Origin of the sequence: Agarivorans albus, assembly GCF_019670105.1 — a bacterium.
GTDB lineage: Bacteria > Pseudomonadota > Gammaproteobacteria > Enterobacterales > Celerinatantimonadaceae > Agarivorans > Agarivorans albus.
This window is the reverse complement of the sequence record NZ_AP023032.1, coordinates 98,626-123,777: the sequence shown is the minus strand read 5'-3', so window position 1 is coordinate 123,777 and position 25,152 is coordinate 98,626. Positions and strand designations below refer to the sequence as shown.

Annotated in this window: 25 protein-coding genes and 1 pseudogene; 9 read left to right on the top strand and 17 right to left on the bottom strand. The window is 44.9% G+C overall.

Annotated features, from left to right (window positions below; translation table 11 throughout):
* Positions 1 to 7: 7 nt before the first annotated feature.
* Entirely contained in the window at positions 8 to 334 is a 327-nt protein-coding gene (gene nirD / locus K5620_RS00575; protein ID WP_246612326.1) for a nitrite reductase small subunit NirD, read from the bottom strand.
* Positions 334 to 2,892 (bottom strand): nitrite reductase large subunit NirB, encoded by a 2,559-nt coding sequence (gene nirB, locus K5620_RS00570; RefSeq protein WP_016399992.1) that lies wholly within the window; start codon positions 2,890 to 2,892, stop codon positions 334 to 336. Before nirB ends, nirD begins: the two co-directional genes overlap by 1 nt.
* Before the next feature lie 348 nt (positions 2,893 to 3,240).
* Between nirB and K5620_RS00565 the strand changes: the two genes are divergently transcribed.
* The 4 genes from K5620_RS00565 (at position 3,241) to K5620_RS00550 (ending at position 7,259) form a co-directional block, all read left to right on the top strand.
* The gene (locus K5620_RS00565; protein ID WP_040306612.1) at positions 3,241 to 4,023 is read left to right on the top strand and encodes a substrate-binding periplasmic protein; all 783 of its coding nucleotides are present in this window, start codon (positions 3,241 to 3,243) and stop codon (positions 4,021 to 4,023) included.
* A gap of 104 nt (positions 4,024 to 4,127) precedes the next feature.
* Complete coding sequence (gene yjeH, locus K5620_RS00560) at positions 4,128 to 5,393, top strand: L-methionine/branched-chain amino acid transporter (protein ID WP_016399994.1); 1,266 nt, start codon at positions 4,128 to 4,130, stop codon at positions 5,391 to 5,393.
* Positions 5,394 to 5,735: 342 nt separating this feature from the next.
* Positions 5,736 to 6,674 (top strand): DMT family transporter, encoded by a 939-nt coding sequence (locus tag K5620_RS00555; RefSeq protein WP_016399996.1) that lies wholly within the window; start codon positions 5,736 to 5,738, stop codon positions 6,672 to 6,674.
* Positions 6,675 to 6,755: 81 nt separating this feature from the next.
* On the top strand, positions 6,756 to 7,259 hold the full coding sequence (locus tag K5620_RS00550; RefSeq protein ID WP_016399997.1) for a M48 family metallopeptidase: 504 nt from the start codon (positions 6,756 to 6,758) through the stop codon (positions 7,257 to 7,259).
* Between the two features lie 20 nt (positions 7,260 to 7,279).
* Here K5620_RS00550 and K5620_RS00545 read toward each other — a convergent pair whose 3' ends face one another.
* Together K5620_RS00545 and K5620_RS21860 are read right to left on the bottom strand one after the other, a co-directional pair.
* Positions 7,280 to 7,633, bottom strand: a complete 354-nt coding sequence (locus K5620_RS00545) for a DUF805 domain-containing protein (protein ID WP_040306614.1) — start codon at positions 7,631 to 7,633, stop codon at positions 7,280 to 7,282.
* Positions 7,634 to 7,987: 354 nt separating this feature from the next.
* Positions 7,988 to 8,119 (bottom strand): annotated as a pseudogene (locus tag K5620_RS21860) (methyl-accepting chemotaxis protein); the annotation flags it as partial.
* A 242-nt stretch (positions 8,120 to 8,361) separates the two neighbouring features.
* Between K5620_RS21860 and K5620_RS00540 the strand changes: the two are divergent.
* From K5620_RS00540 to K5620_RS00525, 4 genes are read left to right on the top strand one after another with little or no spacing between them, the layout of a single operon-like run.
* Positions 8,362 to 9,759: a TolC family protein gene (locus K5620_RS00540; protein ID WP_016399999.1), complete on the top strand. Its 1,398-nt coding sequence runs from the start codon at positions 8,362 to 8,364 to the stop codon at positions 9,757 to 9,759.
* Between the two features lie 8 nt (positions 9,760 to 9,767).
* Positions 9,768 to 10,754 (top strand): HlyD family secretion protein, encoded by a 987-nt coding sequence (locus tag K5620_RS00535; RefSeq protein WP_016400000.1) that lies wholly within the window; start codon positions 9,768 to 9,770, stop codon positions 10,752 to 10,754.
* Between the two features lies 1 nt (position 10,755).
* A complete protein-coding gene (locus K5620_RS00530; protein WP_016400001.1) occupies positions 10,756 to 11,937 on the top strand; it encodes an ABC transporter permease in 1,182 nt (393 codons plus the stop codon).
* Entirely contained in the window at positions 11,934 to 13,103 is a 1,170-nt protein-coding gene (locus tag K5620_RS00525; protein WP_016400002.1) for an ABC transporter permease, read from the top strand. The genes K5620_RS00530 and K5620_RS00525 overlap by 4 nt, the downstream gene beginning before the upstream one ends.
* 483 nt (positions 13,104 to 13,586) lie before the next feature.
* On the opposite strand, the gene K5620_RS00520 is transcribed toward K5620_RS00525, so the two are convergent.
* The 10 genes from K5620_RS00520 to ohrR all read right to left on the bottom strand — a co-directional run bounded on the left by K5620_RS00520 (position 13,587) and on the right by ohrR (position 23,137).
* On the bottom strand, positions 13,587 to 14,987 hold the full coding sequence (locus K5620_RS00520; RefSeq protein WP_040306616.1) for a sensor histidine kinase: 1,401 nt from the start codon (positions 14,985 to 14,987) through the stop codon (positions 13,587 to 13,589).
* Entirely contained in the window at positions 14,926 to 15,606 is a 681-nt protein-coding gene (locus K5620_RS00515; protein ID WP_016400004.1) for a response regulator transcription factor, read from the bottom strand. Before K5620_RS00515 ends, K5620_RS00520 begins: the two co-directional genes overlap by 62 nt.
* A 56-nt stretch (positions 15,607 to 15,662) precedes the next feature.
* Positions 15,663 to 16,226, bottom strand: coding sequence for a PepSY domain-containing protein (locus tag K5620_RS00510; protein ID WP_016400005.1), 564 nt, complete (start codon positions 16,224 to 16,226; stop codon positions 15,663 to 15,665).
* A 207-nt stretch (positions 16,227 to 16,433) separates the two neighbouring features.
* The gene (locus K5620_RS00505; RefSeq protein ID WP_016400006.1) at positions 16,434 to 17,105 is read right to left on the bottom strand and encodes a substrate-binding periplasmic protein; all 672 of its coding nucleotides are present in this window, start codon (positions 17,103 to 17,105) and stop codon (positions 16,434 to 16,436) included.
* Positions 17,106 to 17,224: 119 nt separating this feature from the next.
* Positions 17,225 to 18,892 carry a glycoside hydrolase family 5 protein gene (locus K5620_RS00500; protein WP_016400007.1) on the bottom strand — a complete coding sequence of 556 codons (1,668 nt, stop codon included), beginning with the start codon at positions 18,890 to 18,892 and terminating at the stop codon, positions 17,225 to 17,227.
* Between the two features lie 144 nt (positions 18,893 to 19,036).
* On the bottom strand, positions 19,037 to 19,354 hold the full coding sequence (locus K5620_RS00495) for a hypothetical protein (protein WP_215426315.1): 318 nt from the start codon (positions 19,352 to 19,354) through the stop codon (positions 19,037 to 19,039).
* The gene (locus K5620_RS00490) at positions 19,344 to 19,664 is read right to left on the bottom strand and encodes a hypothetical protein (protein ID WP_016400008.1); all 321 of its coding nucleotides are present in this window, start codon (positions 19,662 to 19,664) and stop codon (positions 19,344 to 19,346) included. The genes K5620_RS00495 and K5620_RS00490 overlap by 11 nt, the downstream gene beginning before the upstream one ends.
* A gap of 70 nt (positions 19,665 to 19,734) precedes the next feature.
* Positions 19,735 to 21,006, bottom strand: a complete 1,272-nt coding sequence (locus K5620_RS00485) for an O-acetylhomoserine aminocarboxypropyltransferase/cysteine synthase family protein (RefSeq protein ID WP_016400009.1) — start codon at positions 21,004 to 21,006, stop codon at positions 19,735 to 19,737.
* Between the two features lie 214 nt (positions 21,007 to 21,220).
* Positions 21,221 to 22,558, bottom strand: a complete 1,338-nt coding sequence (locus tag K5620_RS00480) for an MATE family efflux transporter (RefSeq protein WP_016400010.1) — start codon at positions 22,556 to 22,558, stop codon at positions 21,221 to 21,223.
* 132 nt (positions 22,559 to 22,690) lie between these two features.
* Positions 22,691 to 23,137, bottom strand: a complete 447-nt coding sequence (ohrR, locus tag K5620_RS00475; protein ID WP_016400011.1) for a transcriptional regulator OhrR — start codon at positions 23,135 to 23,137, stop codon at positions 22,691 to 22,693.
* Positions 23,138 to 23,258: 121 nt separating this feature from the next.
* Between ohrR and ohr the strand changes: the two genes are divergently transcribed.
* Positions 23,259 to 23,681 (top strand): organic hydroperoxide reductase Ohr, encoded by a 423-nt coding sequence (gene ohr / locus K5620_RS00470; protein WP_016400012.1) that lies wholly within the window; start codon positions 23,259 to 23,261, stop codon positions 23,679 to 23,681.
* A 46-nt stretch (positions 23,682 to 23,727) separates the two neighbouring features.
* Here ohr and K5620_RS00465 read toward each other — a convergent pair whose 3' ends face one another.
* From K5620_RS00465 to K5620_RS00455, 3 genes are all read right to left on the bottom strand, one after another.
* Positions 23,728 to 23,934 carry a hypothetical protein gene (locus K5620_RS00465; protein WP_016400013.1) on the bottom strand — a complete coding sequence of 69 codons (207 nt, stop codon included), beginning with the start codon at positions 23,932 to 23,934 and terminating at the stop codon, positions 23,728 to 23,730.
* 110 nt (positions 23,935 to 24,044) lie between these two features.
* Positions 24,045 to 24,515, bottom strand: a complete 471-nt coding sequence (locus K5620_RS00460; protein WP_016400014.1) for a GNAT family N-acetyltransferase — start codon at positions 24,513 to 24,515, stop codon at positions 24,045 to 24,047.
* A complete protein-coding gene (locus K5620_RS00455) occupies positions 24,512 to 25,147 on the bottom strand; it encodes a cold shock and DUF1294 domain-containing protein (RefSeq protein ID WP_016400015.1) in 636 nt (211 codons plus the stop codon). Before K5620_RS00455 ends, K5620_RS00460 begins: the two co-directional genes overlap by 4 nt.
* Between the last annotated feature and the right edge of the window lie 5 nt (positions 25,148 to 25,152).

Sequence of the window (25,152 nt, the reverse complement as noted above, 5' to 3'; positions counted from 1 at the left end):
AAATCTGTTATGCACTCACCGCAACGCTGTCGGCTTTAATCTGCACCTTATAGCTCGCTACCGAGACCATTGGGTTCTCTAGGCAGATGCCGGTTTCAAGATTAAAACGTTGCTTTTTAAGTGGGCTTGCTACCCAAAGCTGACCTTGATGCTCACAAATCAATCCGCGCGACAATACGTTCGAATTAGCAAAAGGGTCCATGTTATTAATGGCAAATACTTGCTCATTGTTACGTGGGCGAAAAAGGGCTACTTGCTGGCCATTTACTAGCGCGCAAATACCGGTACCTGGGGTAATATCGTTTAACTTACAAACGGTTTCGAAACTCATGATTATGCCTCCAACTCAACGTGTAGAATGTCGCCTTTTGCCTGTGGGTGTTTCTCGGCAAAAGTAGCCGGGCGATGCTGTTCGCGCTCGCTAACAAACACTACGTTTTCATCACGTTGGTCGCTATTAATGAAATGAGCAAAACGTTTAAGTTGCGCTTCGTCGTTTAGAGTGTCGCTCCACTCACAGCTATAGCTCGCAACCAATTTAGCCACGTCGGCTTCTAGTTGTTGGTTAATGCCAAGCTTGTCGTTTACAACTACTTCACGCAGGTAATCAACACCGCCTTCTAGGTTCTCTAACCAAACCGAAGTACGTTGTAATTTGTCGGCGGTGCGAATGTAGAACATCATGAAACGATCTACGTATTTAATCAGGGTTTCTTGGTCTAAGTCTGCAGCCAGTAAATCACCGTGGCGCGGCTTCATACCGCCGTTGCCGCCTACGTACATATTCCAGCCCGCATCGGTGGCGATAATGCCTAAATCTTTACCTTGGGCTTCGGCACACTCGCGGGTACAGCCCGATACACCAAACTTCATTTTGTGAGGAGTACGAATGCCTTTGTAGCGGTTTTCTAGCATTACGCCCAAACCAACACTGTCTTGCACACCAAAACGACACCAAGTGCTGCCCACACAGGTTTTAGCCATGCGTAAGGCTTTACCGTAGGCTTGGCCGGTTTCGTAACCAGCAGCAATTAACTTGCGCCAAATATTTGGAAGGTCATCTTTTTGCGCACCAAACAAACCAATGCGCTGGGCACCAGTCACCTTGGTATAAAGGGCATATTCTTCAGCTACTTCAGCCAGTACGCCAAGTGCTTTAGGGGTAACTTCGCCACCCGCCATGCGTGGAATCACCGAATAGGTGCCGTCTTTTTGCATGTTGCCAAGGAAGTTATCATTGGTATCTTGCAGGCTTACTAACTCTGGCGCCAATACGTGGTCGCCCCAGCAAGAAGCTAAAATAGAGCCAACGGCTGGTTTACATACTTCACAGCCGTAACCTTTACCGTGTTTGTTTAATACCTGTTCAAAGCTTTTATGGCCTTCAATTCGAACTAGGTGGAACAACTCTTGGCGTGAGTATTCAAAATGTTCACAAAGGTGGTTATTAACTTCTACGCCGGCTTTAGCCAACTCTGCATTTAGCACTTGGCCAATTAGCGGTAAACAACCACCACAGCCAGTGCCTGCATTAGTAGAGGCTTTAATTTCGGCCATCGTCGTTTGGCCATCGGCCACTGCTGCAGCTATCTTACCTTTGGTAACATCGAAGCAAGAACAAATAACTGCTGAATCAGGTAAAGAGTCTGCACCCATTGCAGGTTTTTCTGCACCCGCATGAGCAGGCAAGATAAGCGTGTCTGGATGCTCAGGTAAATCAATGTCGTTAAGTTTAAGCTGGAGTAAGTTGCCGTAATCAGCGGTATCGCCCACTAACACTGCCCCTAATAGCTTTTTGCCGTCTTCTGAAACGATCAGGCGCTTATACACACCCTCTTCATCGTTTTGGTAAACAAAACTCTTACAGTTTGGCGTGCGACCATTGGCATCACCAATGCTGCCTACCTTTACTCCCAGTAACTTAAGCTTGGCACTCATGTCTGCGCCTTCGAAAGCACTGTTGTTACCTAACAGGTGATCTACCGCTACCTGCGCCATTTTGTAACCAGGTGCCACTAAACCAAAGAAACTCTCGTTCCAAGAGGCACACTCACCAATGGCGTAGATGTTTTCGTCTGAAGTTAAACATTGATCGTTAATCGCAATACCGCCGCGAGGTGCAATGCTAAGCTCTGATTGACGTGCTAGCTTATCTTGCGGACGAATACCGGTAGAGAACACAATGAAATCAACTTCTAGCTTGGTTTCATCGGCAAATTGCATGGTATTACGAGCATGCTCACCTTGCGCTTGGATTTCTAAGGTGTTTTTGCTGGTGTGCACTTGCACACCCATGCGCTCAATTTTGTTGCGCAGTAATAAACCACCTTGCTGGTCGAGCTGCTCGGCCATTAATACTGGAGCAAACTCAATCACATGGGTTTCAACGCCCAGTGCTTTTAAAGCACCCGCCGCTTCTAAACCTAATAGACCTCCACCTACAACGGCACCGCTCTTACTCTTTTTAGCAGATGCTTCAATGGCTTTTAAATCTTCAATGGTACGGTAAACAAAGCAGTCTTTATTTTCGCTACCTTTAATCGGTGGAACCCAAGGGTAAGAACCCGTAGCCATTACTAGTTTGTCGTAAGCAATCTCACGGCCAGTGCTTGAATACACCACTTTTTGCTCACGGTTGATATTGATAGCACGCTCGCCAAGCAATACCTCAATGCCGTGTTTTTCGTAGAAGCCATGTTTAACAAGAGACAGCTCTTCAGCGGTGTGATGAGAAAAATATGAAGACAAGTGAACACGATCGTAGGCAACTCGAGGCTCTTCACAGAAAACTGTTACGTCGAATTGGCTTAAGTCAGCCTTCTCGACCAAATCTTCTAAATAACGGTGCCCCACCATACCGTTACCAACAACTACTAGCTTCAGCTTGCTCATAGATTTTCCAGCGACAAAATAAGATTAATGCGCGGATAATAAGATGTAACAAAAATAAAAGAATGATGTAGATCAATAACAACTTTAAACTACCCTAAAGAGGTATATTGAATATCTAACCATCAAAATCTGTAATATAATTACACTTGGGTAATAAAGTGACGCTAAAACTCACGTACTCCGGCAATCTTGATTTTGTGAAATCGCGGAAATAATTTTTACAAAGCTACTCAAAATAGGTAGTTGGTTTGAAAATTAAGCACCGTTATTTAGCCCTCGACTACACTTGAAAAAGACAAAAGTTAATAAACTAAAAAGATAATGATAAGAAAGTTAAGTAAATGTTATTTGGGTATATTTTGTTTACTGGTGAGTTTGCTAAGCGCATTTTCGCACCCAGCATTTGCTGTTAAAAACATCAATTTAACCAGTGGTGAATGGCCACCTTATCTTTCAATAGACTTGGCAAAAGGCGGCATAGCCGCACAAATTGTTAGCGAAGCTTTTGCCCAACAAGGTATCAAAACGTATTACGGTTACTACCCATGGAAACGCTCATATGAATATGCTCGACGTGGCTATGGCGCAGCAAGCTTTAAGTGGCACGGCAGCTTAGCCTGGATTAAAACCGAGCAGCGCGAACGACATTTTTGGTTTAGCGATCCCATCGTAAGTGGTAATGAAGTTTTGTTTTCCTTGAAGTCGAAACCAGTGCATTGGCAAAAAATAGAAGACTTAGAAGGCATTACAATAGGCGGAACATTATTCGCCGCTTACCCCACCTTAGAAATAGCAGCGCGCAGCAAACTGATTACCTTAGATAAAGTGGGAGATTACCAAAGCCTATTTGAACGCTTGTTGTATCAACGCATCGATGCAATAGCGCTAACCAAGACCGTTGCCTTGCACTACATGACCAATCATTTGAGCGAAGCAGAGATCCAGCAAATTACCTATTCCGAAACTCTTGTAGAGCAACGCCACTTTCGACTTATGCTCTCTAAAAAACACTCGGAAAATCAACACTATTTGCAGCAATTTAACCAAGGTTTACAAAAGCTCAAAACAAGCGGCCGCTACGCAGAGCTTTTAGAGCAGCTAGAGTCTAAGTTGGGCTCACCGTTAAATTAACGGCAAACACCGACTATTTAGCGTTAGTTTCCGCTATTTTTACAGCTTTCAAGTGAGTTGATTGGCGCTATGCTTTAGCTTTGTTATTCATCCTGTGAGCATTCATGAGCCGCTTAAATCAACAACTTGGCATCAGCCAAGGTATCGCATTACTTGCCACCTCTTTGCTTGGCACTGGCATCTTTGTTGTTCCTGCTATTGCCGCCAGCATTGCCGGACACAGTTCTTTAATAGCCTGGCTATTACTCATTAGCTTGGTATTGCCAATTGCCTTTACCTTTGCGGCATTAGGCAAGCGCTATCCTCACGCCGGCGGGGCCGCTCACTTTGTAGCCAAAGCCTTAGGGCCTCGAGCCGAAAAACTCACGGCCTTATTATTCATTTCGGTGTTACCAGTTGGCTTGCCTGCTGCGCTAATGATGGCGACCGGATTTTGGCAGGCGATGTTTTCTATTACGCCAAATACCGCCTTAATCATTCAACTTGGTACGCTGCTAAGCATGTGGCTATTAGGCATGGGAGGCGCAAAACTCTCAGGCAATATTCAAGGTTTAATTGCGATTGCGATTGTATTGCTTGTAGCGGCACTGTGGTGGCAGGGCGATGTGCAAGCAGGCGATTATCAGCTTCCTGAACAGTTCGATGTTCCTAGCATTGCCCCTGCATTAGCTGTGATGTTTTGGTGTTTTGTAGGCATTGAAGCCTTTGCCCATATGGGCGAGGAGTTTCGTCGGCCAGAACGAGATTTCCCCATTGCCTTATTATTGGGTGTGTTTTTGGCAGGCGCCGTATACTGGGCGGCGTCGGTAGTGGTGCTTAAATACGGCAGCTACGGAGACCAGCTTGCCAATACCCAATCACTGCCTCATTTAGTTGCCATTATCTTTGGTCAAAAAGCCAAGTGGCTAGCCGCCATTGTGGGCTATTTAGCTTGTTACGCTAGCATCAATATTTATATACAAGGCTTTTCGCGCTTGCTCTGGAGCATGGCCGATGAAGGACAACGGCTAAAACCCTTAGCGCGTTTATCCAAAAATAAAATTCCACAACATGCACTTAGCACCATTGTTTTAGTTTGCGCGCTTAGCTGTGTTGCAGCCTGGTTATTTGAATTACCGCTGGACGAGTTAATCCGTTATGCCAATGGTAATTTCATCATGGTTTATCTGTTGAGTATGCTAGCTGGCGCCATTTTATTGCGTGGTTTTTTTAAGGTACTCGCCATAGTAGGCGTGCTGCTTTGTTGCTTGCTGTTAGTTGCCTTAGGTCAGCAGAGCATTTACGTATTGCTTCTCTGTGCAGCTTTCTTGCTGTTGCAAGTTGGTTTTAAACAGCTACAAACGCGAATCAAGGTGGACGCCAATAGCTGATGAACAACTACAGCCCTAGTAGCGTGTTTGCTTCTGGGCTAAACCAGCCACATAGATTGAATCTAACAGGCGTCTATTTTGCTTAATCGCTTGCGGCTTCAACTCAATTACCGTAGGCTAAAAATTCATCATCAAGGAAATGATATGACCGCATTTTTAACCACAAATCAGCTAAGTCGCATACTCGCACTCAGTGCAGGTATTTGCTTGGTTAAACTGTGGCTGCTGCTTATTTCTAGCAGCGGTGAAATGTAGATATTTTTTCACTGGCTGCGAAGTGCAGCCAGACCTTATTTGCCCTTCGTAGCCTTATCCAACTCCTAAAACAAGGCTCGCAAGGACATGACTATCAGTAAAACTAGCAACATCTTCGCTTCCATTCCGCACTTTTCTCAAGCAGCTAAAGGGCTCTGTTTGGCCTTGGTTGCCACCGCTTTGTTTTCTCTTAAGGGAATTTGGATCAAGCTGGCGTACCAGTTTGGTATCGACCCCGCCAGTCTAATGACGCTGCGCATGGCTTTTAGCCTGCCGATTTACCTATTGTTAGCATTGTATTGGTGGAGGTTAGGCCGCTTAGAACATCAAAAACTGAAAGGTAACATTCTGCCGGCTGCGCTGGTTGGCATAGCAGGGTATTACCTAGCTAGCTTTTTAGATTTAAGTGGCCTGCAATTCATCTCGGCACCGCTTGAGCGCGTGGTATTGTATGCCTACCCTGGATTTACCATTTTACTCGCGTGGTTAGTTTACCGCCAAAAGCCGCAGTTAATTGTGGTGCTTGCCCTGCCCCTTAGCTGGTTAGGCGTGGGGTTAATGATGTGGAGTGAAACCGGCCAACAGCTTGATCCCCAACAACTTATCTGGGGAACCAGCTTGGTTATCGCTAGCGCCTTTAGTTTTGCTTTTTACTTGGTCTTTAGCAAAAACATTGTTGCCAAGATCGGCAGCCAAGCCTTTACTCTTATTGCAATGATTGCCGCCAGCATTGCTATTTTCATCCACTTTAGCTTGCACGGGGACTTTACCGCGCTGCTCAACTATCCCGGTCAGGTTTATTGGTATGCGGCTTATATGGCGCTGTTTTCTACGGTAATTCCCTCATTTTTATTTAGTGAGGCTATCCATCGTATCGGCGCACAACGCACTGCAATTAGTGGCAGTGCAGGCCCGGTTTTTACCTTAATAATGGCCGCTTGGATACTGGGCGACAGTATTGGTGTACTGCAAATTGCTGGTATTGGCCTAGTTGTGGTGGCCGTGGCGCTATTAAACAAAAACTAAGCAAACAAGGCATAGCCTAAGGCTATGTCTTGTTTTATTCTCATCTTACACTGCTGCATCTGGCCATTACCTTAAAATACAATGACAACGCTTAAATATTTAGCCGCTTACCCCGAGGCACTCACCAGCAAAATTGAAGATCTGCTTAAACAGCAGCGTTTAGCCGAGTTTCTATTAAATAAGTACCCTACAAGGCATGACATATATAATGATAAAGCCCTGCGCGACTATTGTTTGTCACTAAAAAACCAATATATGCGTAAATCGGCACCGCTGAGTAAGGTAGTTTTTGATAAGAAAATTCATGTGGTAAACCATGCTTTAGGTTTACATACTTATGTATCGCGAGTTCAGGGAAGTAAATTAAAGAGTAAAAATGAAATAAGAGTGAGCAGCTTGTTTCAAAACGTACCTGAGCCGTTTTTAAACATGATCGTGGTACACGAACTCGCTCATCTAAAAGAAAAACAACATAACAAAGCCTTTTACCAACTGTGCCAGCATATGCTGCCTAATTACCATCAGCTTGAGTTTGATACGCGGGTTTACCTTACTCAACTAGAAGAAGTTGGGCCAATTTACTAGCCCAACTATTTGTTTTTAACCTAAGCCACTGCACCAGCGCCTTTAGGATTAGCGCCATAGTTGTTGTCTTCGTGGCTATCTGACGCCAAGAAAATCAACAGTATAATCGCACCAATCAGCGGAATAAGCGCAATAAGCTGCCACCAACCGCTGCGACCAGTATCATGTAAACGCCTAGCGGCGATACTAATACTTGGGATAATTAGACCTAGCGTTAGCACTAGCGAAAGCAACGGCAAGCCAATAATGGCATCGATAATGTTCGCTGCTATGCCAAAAATGAAGTAGAACAAGATGAACATCCAGTACTCTTTTCTACGAGCTCGTCCTGAAAAATCTGCGTATTTTTTTAACGCCCCAATAAAGTATTCCATTATGTTCCTTTTATATCTTTTACTGAACCAATCCAAAACTGGTGCTCGTAGCACCAGTTGAAAATAAAGTTAAGCCATTGTTATAAAAGAAACTATGATATAAGTCACTTGATCATCAATAAGCTATTTTAAGTATTGCCAAACTTAGCTACTTACCATCCTGCTACCACCTTTGGTGCGATAGCCTTTTAAGGTTGACGCTAACCCCGCAGCTACTTCACTCTATTGTTCAACCGCTGGCACTGACGAAGCATTGACTTGTTTAATCACCTAAGATTGCATGCGCCGATTGCGAAATAACATTAAGGTCTTGGCCTATTCACCCATTAAACGCTCACTAGTTTCGGCCTGTTACACAGTTTGTTCAGTTAAGCCCGTTAGCTGCTTAGTCCCCGGTTGTAGATCTTCAATCAAGCTTTGAATTTCCACCGTAGCGTCTTGGGTTCGCTGGGCTACGCTGGGTACTTCATCGGATACAACAGCAAAATCATCTAGCTTTTATATGCAACTTGCAAAGCACCGCACAATTGGCGAATAGCACCGTTGGGAAAATGGTGGGCACCAGCTTCAACAGCTTGTTTCGCCAAGTAATTACTACGAAATAAAACATCTTACAGTAATCTGTCCTAGGCTTAACAAATAGCAAAAATGCTCGCTGCAAAGCACTTGTATAATGCACCTAGCATACTGTAGAGTATTTACTCTAATATCATAAGGACTGTGTTAAAGTGATAAGACACTTTTGGGGTTTAAACGTAGCTAGCCTTGGCTGCATAGTTAGCCTATTGCTGCCAGTAAATGCTAATGCCATTAGCTTCGAGCAAGCATGGCAAGATGTGCTAGAGAAAAACCAAAGCCTCGCGGCCAACAAGGAAAACGTAGCCCGCAGCGAAGCGCTGCGCGACGCGGCAAAAGATCTCTACTTCCCCAAAGTAGATTTAACCGGTAATTACACCCGTTTAGAAAAACCCGTTTCACTTGATTTAAAAGACTTAGAGCCTTTGGCATCACTCGATTTAAGTGGTTTGGACCCCGCGCTAGGACAGATTTTAGCGCCACTTTTAAACTTACCAACGGTAACTAACTTCACTGAGCAAGACATTACCACAAGCTCCATTCGGGCAATTTGGCCGCTGTATACTGGTGGCCGTCGCGGCGCCGCCATCGATATCGCGCGTGAGCAAAATATTGAGGCTGGAAAAGTACTCGCCATGCAACAGCAAGCTAAATTTGAAGACCTCGCCAAAGTTTACTTTGGGGTGGTGCTGGCTGCACAAGTGGCAGAAACTTATAAAGAGGTGGAAGACGGGCTTAAGAAACATCAACGTAATGCGGTAAAGCTAGAGCAGCAAGGACAAATCGCCTTTGTAGAACGATTGCAAGCGGATGCCTCTTACGATAAGGCCAAAGTTGATACCAGAAAAGCCCTGCGAAATTATGAAATTGCCCAGTTAGCCTTAAAAGAATTACTGCATGCCCAACAGGCTATCCAACCCAGTACTCGCTTATTCACTCAAGCAGACATCCCCGAGCTAGAAAGCTATATGTCGCAAACCCTAAACAGTTATCCGGGTTTAGCGATATTGGACAGTAAATCAGAACAAGCTAAAAAGATGGTGACCATAGCCAAAGGCGGTTACATGCCAGAGGTATACATGTTTGGTAACTATGACATCTACAAAGGCGACAGCTTAGCCGCTAAATACGCGCCCGACTGGATGGTGGGTGTTGGTGTGTCGGTGCCAATTATTGATAACTCTGGCCGCTCCGGCAAAGTAAATGCCGCCAACAGCACCGTGCTGCAGATTTCTTATATTCGTGCCCAAGCAGAACGCGACCTTGGCTTGCTGGTAGAAAAAACCTATCGCGAAGCCGAGTTAGCATTAGAAGAATACCAAGGACTAGAATCCACCTTGGCGCTAGCAAAAGAAAACTTACGTATTCGACTAAAAGCCTTTAGCCAAGGTTTAGCGACATCTCTCGACGTTGTGGATGCCGAGATGTACCAAGCAAGCGTGAAAACTCAGCGTCAATCTGCCGCTTATAGCCATGTAATTGCATTGGCTAAACTCACTGCCTTAAGTGGTGAAATGGCCAATTTTTCTCAATATTATCGATTTAACTAGGGTCTATTATGCGTAAATTTTCCGCGGTGTTACCCATTGTGCCCTTGGTGGCGATTATTGCTTGGGTTGCTTATTCGTTTTGGCAGGCTTACCAGCCGCAGCCCTATACGCTGCAAGGCCAGATTGAAGCTCAGCAGTACAATATTTCATCCAAAGTAGCTGGGCGGATCGACCAAGTATTAGTGAGAAAAGGCGACCAAGTAGAGCCTGGGCAACTAATCTTTTCCATCACTAGTCCTGAATTAGATGCCAAATTAGAGCAAGCCAAAGCCGGCCAACAAGCAGCATCAGCCATGGCAGAACAAGCTGAAAACGGCGCTAGAGCACAAGAAATAGCCGCTGCTAAAGACCAATGGCAAAAAGCCTTAGCGGCCGCTAACTTGGCAGAAAAAACCTACCAACGGGTTGATAACCTATATAAAGATGGCGTAGTTGCCGAGCAAAAACGCGACGAAGCTTACACCCAATGGCAAGCAGCGCGTTATACCGAAAATGCCGCCTCGCAGATGTATCAATTAGCCAAAGAAGGTGCCCGTGACGAAACTAAGCGCGCAGCCTTAGAACAAGCCCGCGCAGCAGCAGGCGTAGTAGCAGAGGTAGAAGCCTTCACCAGTGACACCTTAGTGACAAGCTGGCACTCTGGCGAGGTAAGCCAACTGCTGCTGCAAAGTGGCGAGTTAGCGCCAACCGGCTTCCCGGTGGTATCTATTATTGATATGCAAGATGCTTGGTTGGTATTGCACGTTCGCGAAGATCAACTTAGCCAATTTCAAAAGGGTCAACAGTTTAGTGCCATGCTACCGGCCCTAGATAATCAAAGTTACAAGTTTGAAGTAGCCCATGTGGCAGTAATGGGCGATTTTGCCACGTGGCGCGCCACCGATAGCCGAACAGGCTTTGATTTACGTACCTTTGAAGTAGAAGCCCGACCCTTGCAGCAGATAGAGCAATTACGTGTAGGCATGAGCGCCATTGTTGAGCTAGAGCAACCTTAAGATGAATGCCACCAGCGAACCGCTGCTTAGTCTAAGACAACTGTATCAACAACAGTGGCTTTTGCTGCGTGACAATCGCTGGCTAATGGCCATGCTCACCTGGTTGCCATTGTTCGCCTTTTTGGCCGTTTGGTGGGTCTTTTCTTCAGGTTTAACCCGTGAGCTACCGATTGCCGTGGTTGACCACGATCATAGCCAGTTATCGCGCAGCCTAATTAATCACTATGATGCTAGCCCAACACTAAAAGTACACAGTGTTTACGGAGAACCACAAGCCCGTTCTATGTTACGCACCGGGGAAGTATCGGCTTTAGTAATAATTCCAGCCGATATGGAAAAGCATACCAAGCTGGCACAAACACCTAGCGTTGCGGCTTATTACAACAGCCAGTTCATGGTAATTGGCAAACAAATTAACTCTGCTTTGCAACAAGCTCACGGTACTTTTAGCGCCAAAGTTGCTGTGGCAAAAGCGCTAAGCCACGGCAATACCCAAACTTTACAAGCATTGGGTAGTGCTGTGCCTATTCGCAATCAAATCAGCGCCCTATATAACGGCAATAGCAACTATGCCCAATTTATTGTATCGGCAGCATTACCTGCATTTTGGCAAATTTTGATTATGACGGTGATGATTTTGGCGTTGGGTTCAGAGCTAAAAAACAATAGCTTTAAGAGCTGGCTAGCCAAGCAAGCTTGGCAAAAGCTAACCATAAAGCTTAGCTTTTTTGGCGCTTTGTTGTGGCTGCAAGGCATATTACTGTGCACCTTAATGTTCCACGGTTTTGACTGGCCAATGCGAGGCTCTTGGAGTGTATTACTACTGGCCTTACTGTTGTGTGTGGTTGCTTCTCAAGCCATCGCCTTAATTTTTATGCTGCTGTTTGAAGATGTAGCACGGGCACTTAGTTTTGCAGGCGCTCTTACTGCTCCTAGCTTTGCGTTTATGGGGGTAACGTTTCCGGTCAGCGACATGCCTTGGTTCGCCCAATTTTGGCGGCAACTTATTCCAATAACCCATTATATTGAAGTGCAAATAGCCCAAGCCAACTACGGCGCTAGCGCTTTACAATCATTACCTAACTTATCGGCTTTATTACTATTTGGCATCGCCTTTATCAGCGCAGCGTGGCTGGTGAAAATACGCTTTAGTAATCCACACAACGTGGAGCTAAACACATGAACACTTGCTTGTTATTGCGTATAGAACTGCGCAGAGTTCTTAGTAATCGGGCACTTATACTCACGGTATTTGGCGGTTTACTGCTGTACGCTTTTTTGTATCCTCAGCCCTACTTAAACCAAACGCCATTACAACAACCTATTGCAGTAATTAATGCTGATGGCAGCCAACTAAGTCGCCAGTTAATTCGTATGGTAGACGCCAGCCCTTTGCTAAAAGTGACCAGCCAAGTTGCTAGCATTGAAGAAGCTCAGCAACAGTTGGTGGAGCGTGACGTAGGTGGATTATTGGTGATTCCCGAGCATTTCTATCGAGATGTATTAATGGGCCGCTCACCCACTTTATCCTATGCTGGGGATGCGTCTTACTTTTTGGTTTATGGAACCATAGTGCAAGGCTTAGCCGGTACCTCTGGCACCTTAGCGGCACAAGTGAAAGTAGTCAAGATGGTAGCCGATGGCATCCCGCTAGCACTAGCCAGCACCTTACATTCACCCATTCAGCTAAATGCCAATGCAGCCTTTAATGCCCACCAAGGCTATCTGGATTATGTCATTCCTGCAGTGTTTATTGTGATTTTGCACCAAACGCTACTCATCGCAGTTGGGCTACATGCTGCGCCAGCCTCTACCTCACAATCAACATTATTAAGGCGAGCCAGCCCTTGGCAATTAGTGCTGGTTCGCAGCTTACTATTTAGCTTGATCTATAGTTTGATGAGCAGCTTTTATTTCGGTGTAGTATTAAATTTTTACGGGGTACATCACTGGGCGAACATTGCCCATATCTGCCAGCTGCTATTGCCTTTTTTAATCGCTACTGCAGGCTTAGCTCAATGTATTGCGGCGATGCTACCTAAGCGAGACTACGCCACCATAGTTGGTTTAATGACCTCGCTACCAACAGTATTTGTATGTGGTTTTATCTGGCCGCTTAGCTCTATTCCACCTGCAATTAACATTATTGCCGATCTAGTACCTGCTAAACCAATGGTATTAGCGATGTTAAAACTCAACCAAATGGGCGCCAGCTTTAGCGAGATTCAAGGCCACTTTGCTCATCTATGGATACTGGCGATTACCTTTAGTAGCTTAGCGCTAGCCATACTCCATATGCAAAAAGCCAAAGCGACTCCTTCTCTCAACAAGGTCGAAAAGCTACTTTGATAAACTGACATTTATTATGCAGAGCTAAACATTCGTTAAATCATTACCTTAATCGACAATAACAAAAACAGTTTTCATAACTTCGATTGGCTCACATCTTAGATACACAAAAACAACAAGCTATCAATATTTGTCACAATTCTATCTGCTCATTAAGTAAACAAATTTGTGCAGTGCTAAGTTGGAGGTGTAGAGCAATTTGCTCGCACCTTGCAACCTTGGTTTAGGCCGGTTGTGCGTGTGATTAGGCCGTTTGCCTGACACATCAGTGATTAACATTGGATGGTGGGAATACTATGGAACAGTTTTATTTTACTTATTACGTAAACTACTTTGCTCGAAAAGCTAACAAGCTTAAAAAGGTAAAAGTACACTCATAAGTTGCTCTCGGTAACATAGGCCTTCTCTGCGGTATCTGGAAAGAATTGATAAGACCTAAAAGCCAGCTTTGCTTGCAAGGCTGGCTTTTTTATTTCTAGCGGCTTAAGTTAGCTTCACAACAACATGTAAGCCTGGCTGTTGGTTCTGCAGTTTAATCTCGCCTCCATGCAAACGAACAATCGCTCTCACTAGTGGCAAACCCAGACCGTAACCAGGGCTATTGCGGCTACTTTCTAAGCGATATAAACGCTGAAATACTTTGTCTAATTCAGCCTCTGGAATACCAGGGCCATTGTCGCTCATGGCAAAGCCATTAGCCTTAACGCTTAATTGAATTTGCGCTTTCTCACCGGCATATTTGCTGGCGTTTTCTAGTAAGTTATAAACCGCCCGAAACAATAAAGTGGCATCGCCTTTTAAATAACACGCTTGCTCCACATGTAACGAAACAGTTTGCTGGCGCTCGGCGCATAAGGGCTGAATCAGCTCCACGGCATCTTCAGCAATCTGCTCCAACTCTACTTCACTAAAGCTAGATTGCTGCTGATGTTCTAAACGGGTAAGCTCCAGCATCGAGCTAAACGTCGTCAATATACCATCCAGTTCTTGCAGCATACTCCCAAATTGTTCAGGACTTACTGCTTGCTGTTCGCTATCGAGTAACGCTTGCTCTAGCCGCAAACGCAAACGGCCCAAAGGGGTGCGTAAATCATGCGCAATGGCATCGGTTACCCCGGCAATGGCATCAAATGAATGCTCGACCTGCGCCAACATTTTATTGATGTGTGTTGCCATGTGATCAAACTCATCGTTACGCGGACTCAACGCTACTCGAGCACTTAACTCACCCGCTTCCACTTGTTGAACAATACGATTAATACTGTTTACCCGTCGCAATACTTGCGCCGAGAAAAACCACCCCGTCACAATACCTAGAACCAAGGCCAAACTTAATGCAACAATACTGGCCTGGATAAAGTGTTCACGTAAATCAAACAGCGCTTCGTCGTCGCTGGCCACCATCAGCCGACCACCTTCCAGAGTTTGCACGCAGCCAGAATAAAGACGAATTTTGTTGTAGTTGTAGACGGGGAAACGTTTTAATGCCGGGCACTGAGCCAAGCGTTTGGGAATAGCATCTAAGCGCCCATAGGTTGTTTGGCCATTGTCAAAGGCCAATACAAATTGGCGAGATTGCTCAGCCTGCAATAAAAATTGGCTGATAAAGTCTTGCGAGTTTAACTCTTTAGCTAACAAGCTTTGTTGTTGAATCAACTGGGCCAGTTGCTGATCTTGACTCCGACTTAGCTGGCCAATGCTTAGTTGATACAGTACCCACAACAAAATCCCCACTACTAGCATCAGCAGTGCGGTATACATTCGAGTTAATCGCCAAATTGAGCTAGTGCGGGTTAACCGCCACATATAGCCAGTTTGACGTTTACTTTTCCACCATGCGGTAACCCACGCCACGCACGGTTTCAAGTAAGGGGCTATGGCCATCCAGCTCTACCTTTTTTCGTAAACGTGCCACATGCACATCAATAACATTGGTTTGTGGATCAAAATCGTAATTCCACACCGCTTCAAACAACAAGGTGCGGGTAACAACCTGGCCAGCGTGCTCCATTAAATAGCGCAATAACTTAAACTCTTTTGGCTGTAGCTGGATTTCTTGCTGCCCTCGCCATACCCGCCTTGCTAATAGGTCCATGCTCAAGTCAGCAACTTGTAGCTTATTTAAACTTGGCTCTGTTTGACCACGTTGACGCTGCAGCAAAATCTCGATACGCACCAACAACTCAGCTAGAGCAAAAGGCTTAACTAAGTAATCATCGCCGCCCTCTCGCAAGCCTTTGACTCGCTCATCTACGCTGTCTAAGGCACTAAGTATTAGCACGGGTAAGTGCTTGTTAGCATTACGCAAAGTAGACAACACCGTTAAACCATCAAGTTTAGGCAGCATGCGGTCTAAAACAATTAGCTGGTAGTCCTGCTCTAAAGCCAGAAATAAACCCTCTTGCCCATCACTGGCCGCATCTACTTGATAGCCCTGCTCACTAAGCGCACGCTGCAAAAACTGCTGAGTAGTGAGATCATCTTCTACGATTAGTATTCGCACATTACTTACCTTAAAAATGCCAAGAGGCAACACATTGGCTGCCTCTATTTTTGCGCTTAATGTTTTAAAACCGGAATGGTTTCACCACTTGCCACATCAACAATCACTCGCTGCTTGCCTTGCTCACCCAGTAGTTTGAATTTGTAAAAGGTAATGCCTTTTTCATTCTCTAATTCAAACTCAATAACCTGCGCTTGGTATTTGCTGTTCAGCATGGCCACTGTTTGTTGCAAGGACAGCTCAGACTCTGCTAGCTGCTCAAGCGCGATACGCTCGTCTTCATCTAGTTTGCTTACACCCAATATGCTTAGCTTACTGCTTTCGTTTTTAAGCATTTCGCCGTCGGCTAAGCTTAGCTTGAGTTTATGCTTTTGCTCTTGAGCAAGGTTTACTACATCTACTTCATAAACAGCTTGGCCGCGGTAATCGTCTAACTCTAGCTCGGTAATTTGTCCTGGATAAGTGTTGTGCACTTTTTCAATTGCTTGCTCTAAGCTAAAACCGGCTTTTTTGATTGCTAAAGCAGAAAGCGCATCATCATCGGCCATCACCGCTGAAGACGTTAATGCAACCGCAGCAGCAACACAGATTTTTTTCGATAATTTAATTGGAAGTTTCATTTGGCTAATCCTCGTTGTGTAATCGACATGTGCAGATTACTAGAACCGCCCTTACCGCAAGGTGGCCACAACATTACATTTTGTTCATCTTAATAAAAACAGAGACTAACTGCGCAATAAGTACCTAGCTATTGCTCAAATGGTAGCGTTTATAAGAATAAAATAAACGATTAATCAAATAGTTCGGTGCTTGTTTTAGCGGTATTTTTAGTACTGCGCCAAAGGCTCGGTAGTAAATTTTCGCAAGACTTCGGCTAAATGTTCCGCTTTGTCTTGGTGTTTGTTGTGCAGAAAATGATAAAGCGGTACTTGGTCGAGCGCAGGACTCACCACCGTGATTTGTTTATGCCAATACTTTTTTATGACGTATTCGCCAAGTGACAGGGGCAATATAACTACATCAACGCGCTCTCGGCCCAGCATAGTGAGCGCTTGATGGGCGGTATTAAAAAACTGAGTACCGTTGTGCTTACGCATCTTTTCTTCTAGAAACAAATGCCCCCGCACCCCTGCTACTCTGTATTGCTGCAGGCTTTGCCAATCGGTCACTACTGCCTTATCTTTTTTAACAAAGGCAGCAATGGTGATATGACCTACCGGCACCGGAATTAAAATATGATTAGGTAAGTAACTGCTGGCATAACGGGTTCTGGCCAACTCGGCATCAATGTCATGATTGTCTCTGGCGTGATGTAAGGAGCGTTTGGCTGGCATAGGCACGATGTCCACCTGATAACCAAGTTCTGCATAGGCAGCGCTTACCGTATCGCGCACCTCCGGAAAAGCAGCGATAGTTTCAATCGTAGAGATACGTAAACTAGGCTCAGCACTCAAATAACCACAACAGAGTGTTAGCATGATCAAACAAACAGTTCGCATGCTATTTCCTTAATCTCAAAAGAAAGTAATAACTGACAATCTACTTTTTAGTGTAGTTGATTACTTCTCAAATCAAGTCACAACACTGACAAATTTGTTTATTTATTGACCTAGCTTAATTAAGGCTCATTCAACCGCTGCTTAAACAGTTGAATTAACGGCTGATTGGCATTGCTCTCGGTTGGCAAGCTGCCATAGCCGTAATACAGAGCAAAGGCGTCTTCATGGTAGCTATGAAAGTTAAAATGGGTTTGGTACTGATCAACAACGTCTAACACGTCACTCACCCATTGCAAGCCACCGCGTTGCTGTTCAAAACAACCGTGAATGCAGCCAAACTCACCAAGATAAAGCGGTACTTGGTGCTGCTCGCCCCATCGCTCCATGGGCTCAATCATTTTCTCAATGAGTTGTTTGTCCCAAGCAACAATATCTTTAAGCCCATTTTGAAAATCTAAACGCAACTGCACACGGCTAGCAGCGCCGGTTCCACGGGTTTTCACCCAACCAGAGATTTGATAGAAATGACCAACTTTAGGCACAACAAACTGTTGCGAGCTGCCATTATTAGCATCGCTGGTTGTCGCGCTAATCTGCAATATATCTTCACCTCCCTGGCGAAGGTGTTGCGAACGACCACGCTGATTAGCCGACCACAAGTACCAATCGGCTTGTTTGCTTAAGTCTATTTTCACTTCACGCAGAAGTTGCTTACCATCTGGTGCATATTCATTAATCACCACCTGCTTAAACCAGCTATCACCAGCATTATTTGCCGACACTAGGGCTGGATAAATCAAATCAACTTTTGGGTCTTGGTGCTGTAGTTTCTTTCCTTCTACAAACTGCCAGTCGCTGTCGGCACTTATTATTGGGTTATCAAACTGGGCGCCATACCAACTGGGAGAACCAATCACTTTTAGCCTATCGGGATCAGGGTAAGAGGTCGGAACTTGGTATTGGCGTAACCATGAGGCTTGCTGATGGCTAAATGCCATTGGTTCATAAAAGTGATATTGGTAGACAACGTTGGTGTCGTCTAGTTTAAAGAAATTTTGCTGCTCATCGATTTGCCATTGGTTTTTCACAGCCAACAAGCGCTCTACAAAAATCATTTGTTGCTGGTTAACTTGTCGAATTGCCGTTACTAACTCGTTAGCAAGATCTTCCCACTGCTGTTTACTGCGTGTAGTGACCGGTTCGTTAAGTAAATCTAAGGCAGCTACATTGGGGTGGCCTTGGTAACGCTTGGCAATGGCTTGCCACAGACTAATTAGTCGCAGCTGATTTTCACGCTTATCCCACAAGGCATCGCCCGCACCATTAGATTGAAAACCGCCTTGGGGAACATGAATATTGAGCACAAGATAAATGCCATGCTTTTCTGCCCACTGCACATTTTTATCTAACCAATCCCAACCCGACTGGTGGTATTTATAGGGCGCACTGTCGCTCTCAAAGGTTTGATAATTTAGGTAGAAACGAATGCTATTAAAGCCCATTTCTTTTAGGCGAATATAATCTTGCTCGTTGTGATGTTGGCTTGGAATGCGAGTATTAGCCCATACCTCATTGCCAAAGGCCACGCCTTTTAAACGTACTTTTTCACCTTTGCCATTTACAATAAAACGGCCATCAACTCGCAGACGCAAGTTGTCATCATAGGGTTTAGCGGATTGGTAGACTTGAACTTGTTCGAGAGCCATATCGGGCTTGCCCCCTGCAGCACTGCAGGCCAGCAAATTAAGTAAAACCGTTGCAACTATTACTGATAAAACAAGCCGCATGACTCTTTCCTTTTAAGGCTAGCGAAACCACATTACGATTATAAGCAGCGCTACAAAGAGAAACTAAAGCCAAGTTCAACTAATTGAAGAATATGAAAAATCGTTACGAGAGATAAAAAAGCGACATCAATTACAAGTTAAAAACTAAAAGGCAGGGCAGCTTGTCGTATATATGCCGTAAGTCATTGACGGTAAAATAGTATATTTTTCTTGCCGGTACTCAGTAACTTGCCTTTCACACCAAATAACAGCGTCTTCGTATTCCTCATAGCCATTGCCATTTGCGTTCCAGCATTGATTCTCATCTTCATAGCTGTCCCATGGAAGCAAAGCTTTTGATTCAGTAATTCGACATGACGAATAGGTATTTGGATCGTCTCCACCACCTTGGTCTAAACAAGCAAACAATAAAGGGCACATTACTAATACTGAAAGGGACTTATTTAGCCAACTAATAGACATCTAACTCAAAGCCCTCGTTAAAGACCACTAAACTGCTACACGGCACACTAAAAAACACCGTTTCAGATTCTACAAATTTAATCTCTAGTTCAGCAAAAGCTTGGCAGTCGATGAGCGAACCTGATTTGGGTGCCAGCTTTATATTTTGCCCATAGATATCTAAATGCAGACTATCCGATGAATGATTTCTTAATTTAAGAAAGCGTTCGTTATGCTCCGTCACCACAATACCGAATAACGGTTCTGATAGTTCCAAAGCATGAGAGCTAAAACACCCAAGCAACAACATTCCCAAAGTAAACTTACCCAAATCGTTGTTCCTTAACAAAAAAAGCCACTTTAACAAGTGGCTTTTGACATTTCAATCAACAGTTTATAGCTTAAGCTTTATCGAGCGCTTGGCTGACGTCGTTGATGATGTCGCCGATGTTTTCAATGCCTACCGAGATACGGATTAAATCGGCACTTACACCTGCTTTTGCTAACTCTTCATCATTTAACTGACGGTGAGTGGTGGATGCTGGGTGACAAGCAAGCGATTTAGCATCACCAATATTCACCAAACGCAGAATCATTTGCAGGGCATCAATAAAGCGACCACCAGCTTCTTTTCCACCTTTAATGCCAAAGCTCAAAATGCCTGAGGCTTTACCACCAACAATCTTTTCACACAGCTCATTGTATGGGCTGGTAGGCAGTGCAGCGTAGTTTACCCACTCCACTTTAGGGTGTTGCTTAAGGTAAGCCGCTAAGTTTTCGGCATTTTCACAGTGGCGCTCCATTCGTAAACCCAGCGTTTCCAAACCTTGTAAAATTTGGAAGGCGTTCATCGGTGAAATAGCCGCGCCAGTGTTACGCAGTGGTACTACGCGACAGCGGCCAATGTAGGCCGCAGGGCCTAGCGCTTCGGTGTATACCACACCATGATAAGATGGATCTGGCTCGTTTAAGATTTTAAAGCGCTCTTTATTCGCCACCCAGTCAAACTTGCCAGAATCAACAATAATGCCGCCAATAGAGGTGCCATGTCCGCCAATGTATTTAGTTAATGAGTGAATAACGATGTCGGCACCCAGTTCAATCGGCCGACATAAAAACGGCGTAGCAACAGTATTGTCGACCATTAAAGGTAGACCGTGTTTGTGGGCAATTTCGGCTAACTTAACCAAGTCCACTACGTTGCCTGCTGGGTTACCAATAGACTCACAGAAAATTGCGCGAGTATTTTCATCAATAGCTGCTTCAAACCCAGCGTAATCGTCTGCCGATACCATGCGCACATCTATGCCTTGTTTAGGGAAACTATGCGCAAACAAATTATAGGTGCCGCCATACAGCTGGCTAGTGCTTACGATATTAGTGCCCACTTCACAGATACACTGAATCGCGTAGGTAATTGCTGCCATACCAGAGGCCAAAGCAAGGCCAGCAATGCCTCCTTCCATAGCTGCAACCCGCTGCTCTAGCACGTCAGTCGTTGGGTTCATAATACGGGTATAGATATTACCCGGAACCTTTAAATCAAACAGATCGGCACCATGCTGAGTATCATCAAAAGTGTAAGACGTCGTTTGATAGATAGGCACCGCGGCCGCTTTAGTGGTAGCTTCCGATTGATAACCATGATGAAGTGCTAAAGACTCTAATTTCATTACTGTTCTCGCTGCTAAAGGAATAAAACAACCCTGTCTGCCGCTTCAAGTATTGCGGCAATTCCATTTATTGCTGGCCACCAGCAATAAACCGAGGATCAACGTAAAGTGTTAGTTGTAGCCTAAACTACGCTACAAAAGATAATAGAAGTATCGCGCTTTGTGATCCATCACTAGGGGCTGTTTATCTTTCGAGCTAATTTTTGTCAGCGACTTAGGTTATGCCCATGTTGTGCCAACGGTAGGTTTTCCAGCGCCAGTGATTAATCAGGCCACGGATAACTTCGTCTAAAGCAAAACAGGCCCAAGCGCCAATAATGCCAAGCTGCCAGGAGATAGAACAAAGGTAAATAATGGGCACCACGCCCCAAATAAAAGCAACCCCAACGGTGGCGGCAAACCTGCCGTCGCCCACCGCTTTTAAGCCCATTCCAGCAACGATATTGATCGCCCGAAACGGCTCCATCACGATACAAATAATCAGCAACCATTTGGCATAAAATGCAACTTGTGGGTCGTCACTAAACAAGCTAATCAAAGGCTGGTAACACCACGCAAACAAGCTCATGTTGGCAAAAGCAAACAGCATGGCCAGCTTAATACAGCGATTGTATGTGGCGTCTACTTCATCTAGTTTTCTCGCTCCCATGTGGTGAGCCATGATGATTTGCCCAGCGGCTGCCAAAGACCAACTCACCGCCATAGAAATAAACAAAAAGCGCAGAACAAAAGTATAAGAAGATACGGCAAGCACACCTAAACTCGCCAATATTCCCGCCACTACGATTTGTTGCAAAGTGTAGTTAGCAGGCTCGGCTGCTGAGGGAATAGCAATTTTCATCAATGGTTTTATCACCGCTCGCATGCGCGGCAATATCGCCCACGTAAACTCAAAGCTTACTTGCGCTTTTATGTGCACAATCAGCATCACAACCACACAAGCAAAGGCATAAGACAACACGGTACCCAAAGCGATACCTTTTAAGCCCATAGGCTCAAGCCCAAACCAACCAAAGAAGAACGTCGCATTTAGAAATATATTCATCACATTGGTGAGCAGCGAGGCCAACATGTTCCAGTTGGTCATTGCTTTAGCCGCTAGAATTGAGCCATAGGCACAACGCAACCCAAAGAAGCCAAAGGTGAAGGCCATAATGGCTAAGTACTCTTCCGCGTAAGTTTGCATCTGCACAGGGAAGTTAAGCCAAAGTGCTATATTGTCGAAATTAAGGTAGGTAAACAGACTAAATGCCAGACCAGCCAGGCCCAGCAACACCACATTAGTCATAAATACCGGCACGACTTTATCAAGCTTATTCGCCCCGTAATATTGAGAGGCCGCAGCCGTGCCGCCAGTAGAGAGCATGGGCAGTACAAAAAAGCCAATCCATAGGTAAGGCATTAATAAACCCGCTGTCGCGGCGGCCTCTTCCCCTAACAGACTAAGAAAGTAAATATCGGCCATTACAACAATGCCGCTGGTAAGCTGCTCAATTAAAATAGGCCACGCCAAACTAAACAATTTGAGTTTATTTACTGAGGCTTGCGGCATACTTCGGCTCCGGTGTTGGGCAACACTACATTGTAACCAGCTAAAGCACTTATAAGCTTACGATTTTCACTTTAATTGTTATTTTTCTTAAATTTGCAGCGAAGCCTCAATAAACCTTAAAAGCTGTGCATGTTATTTCATTAACTTCGCTAACAAGCGATCACAACCCGCTTTAAGTGCTTGTAACTCTTCTAGGGGTAAATCAGCTTGGCATAACATGGCTTGAGGGATTGCTTCGGCTGGCTCACGCAGTGCCACACCTTGCGGTGTAAGGCTAATAACTCTTACTCGCTCATCTTGCTCAGACCTGGCTCTAAGCACTAAACCTTTAGCCTCTAAGCGCTTTAATAACGGGGTTAAGGTGCCTGAATCCAAGTGAACGCGTTCTCCTAAGCTCTTCACACTTACGCTATCGTGCTCCCACAGCACCATCATTACAATGTACTGCAAATAAGTAAGATCCAGCTTATCCAGCAATGGGCGATAAGCCCGTCCCATTGCGTTCGAAGCACTGTACAGGGAGAAGCACAATTGCTTATCTAAACTCAGGCTAGCTACATGGTTTTGCTGTTTACTCATCACTGCGCTCTAATGTTTAACTAAAAATAAATTGTGCACAATATACTTGCATTTCGTTTTCGCCTCAACTAAAGTTGCAAACAATTAAATTGCACACAACTTAAGTTAAAAGGTAACGATGATGACAACTCTATACACAACTTCAGCAACTGCATTCGCCGGCCGCAATGGACAAGTGAGTACCGACGATAAAAAACTAGATCTAGCATTAAGCTATCCAAAAGAGATGGGCGGAAGCGGCGAAGCCACTAATCCAGAACAGCTTTTCGCCGCAGGTTATGCAGCGTGTTTTTCTAACGCTATTTTACATGTGGCTCGAGAAGGTAAAGTGGCCATTAAATCTGCCCCTACAACCGCTACCGTAGGCATTGGCCCTAACGACAACGGCGGCTTTGCGCTAACCGTTTCGCTAGCGGTAGAGCTTGAATTAGAACAGGCTGCAGCAGAAGAGTTGGTAAAAGTGGCCCACCAAGTTTGCCCGTATTCAAACGCGACTCGCGGCAACATTGATGTAAAACTGTCAGTAAATGGCGCTGCCTTATAAGCAGCTGCTCAATAAAAAAACCAAGCTTAGGCTTGGTTTTTTTTCACTATTTGTCTTTGTCTAACAAAGCCTGTCGCTGCCGCTGATATTCTTCATAACTCACGTCTGCTTCATCCATGCAGCTTAAATAATCTTGATGATTAGTTTGCTTGTCACACTGTCGTTGCTGGTTGCCCTGCATAGCATGGTAGGCCTGCTGCTGGCTGCAAGCACTGGTTATCAGTAAACTAAGAATGGTTAGGGTACTTCGCATTGCTAAACTCTCCCTCACACTGCGCTTAAGCAAATATATTAGGCAACTTTCTCAACAAACTCCTTATGAGAATTGTCAGCAAGTCAATTCGTCAATGCTTAGCTGGTTGCTTAAGAATAGAACCCCTTGTACATACTAATATTTTGCAGCCTTATCCCCAGCCGAACCAGCTGATTATGCGACACAACAGCAAAGCCTTGTTTGACAAAAAAGTCTTTGGCCACCAATGAGGCATCTACCCGCAGCCCAGCAAGCTTTTGTTCTCGAGCAATGCTTTCAACATGTTGATAAAGCGCTTGGCCCACTGCTTTTCCTTGCTGCTCTGGCGCAATATAAAAGCAATCAATATAGTCTGCTGCTAATTCTATAAATCCTATCAACTGCTTATCAGCTAAGGCTAAAAAGCAATGTTTGGTTTTCAAGCGCTGTTGCCAGCGAGAATAGTCTATATCTAGCGGCGCCCACGCGGCTTTTTGTTCCTTAGAATAAAGTTCATCATCAATGGCATGCACAGCTTGGGTGAACAAATCTGCCACTGCTTGGCAATATTCATCGGTGTAAGCCGTGATAGTGACCGTCATGGCAATAAACTCGACAAAGCTTGATTAATATCTAGCAACATCGGCTCGCCATTGGGACTAAGCAAATAAGCTAAAGCCGCTATGTTGAGTAGCACTGTACAATAATAACCCCAGCGAAAAGACTGCTTTTGAGTTTTATGCCGCAACGTTTGTTGGGCGAGCATCGCACCTGGCCAGCCACCAATAAGCGCAAACACATGCAGCTTGAGCTCTTGAACCCGCCAACGACCCGCTTGTGCTGCCGATTTATCTAGGGCGTATAAAACAAAAGTAACCACACTCATAACTACATAGAACACTAACAAAGCCAGTGGCAGCTTTTGCAATAGCACCAAACTAAGCAATAAAACAAAGAAAGCCAACGCAGTCATGCCAGCCCGCTTGGCTAAGCCATTTGGCTTAGTAGAAAATGCCGGCTTACTACCCACTAAACGCAGCTGCTTAGCACAGGGGCGGCCTTGTTTATCCTTCGCTAAGGTGTAGTTAAACCAAAGGCCAACTAACTTTTCTGGGTCGAGTTTTTTATCGGCAAAGCTGCTTATATGCACAAACAACTGCTTAGACTCACCATTCAAGCTGAGAAAGCCAAAACCCTTAGCCCGATTCCACGAGGCCAATTTTGCTTTAGCCATTTTCA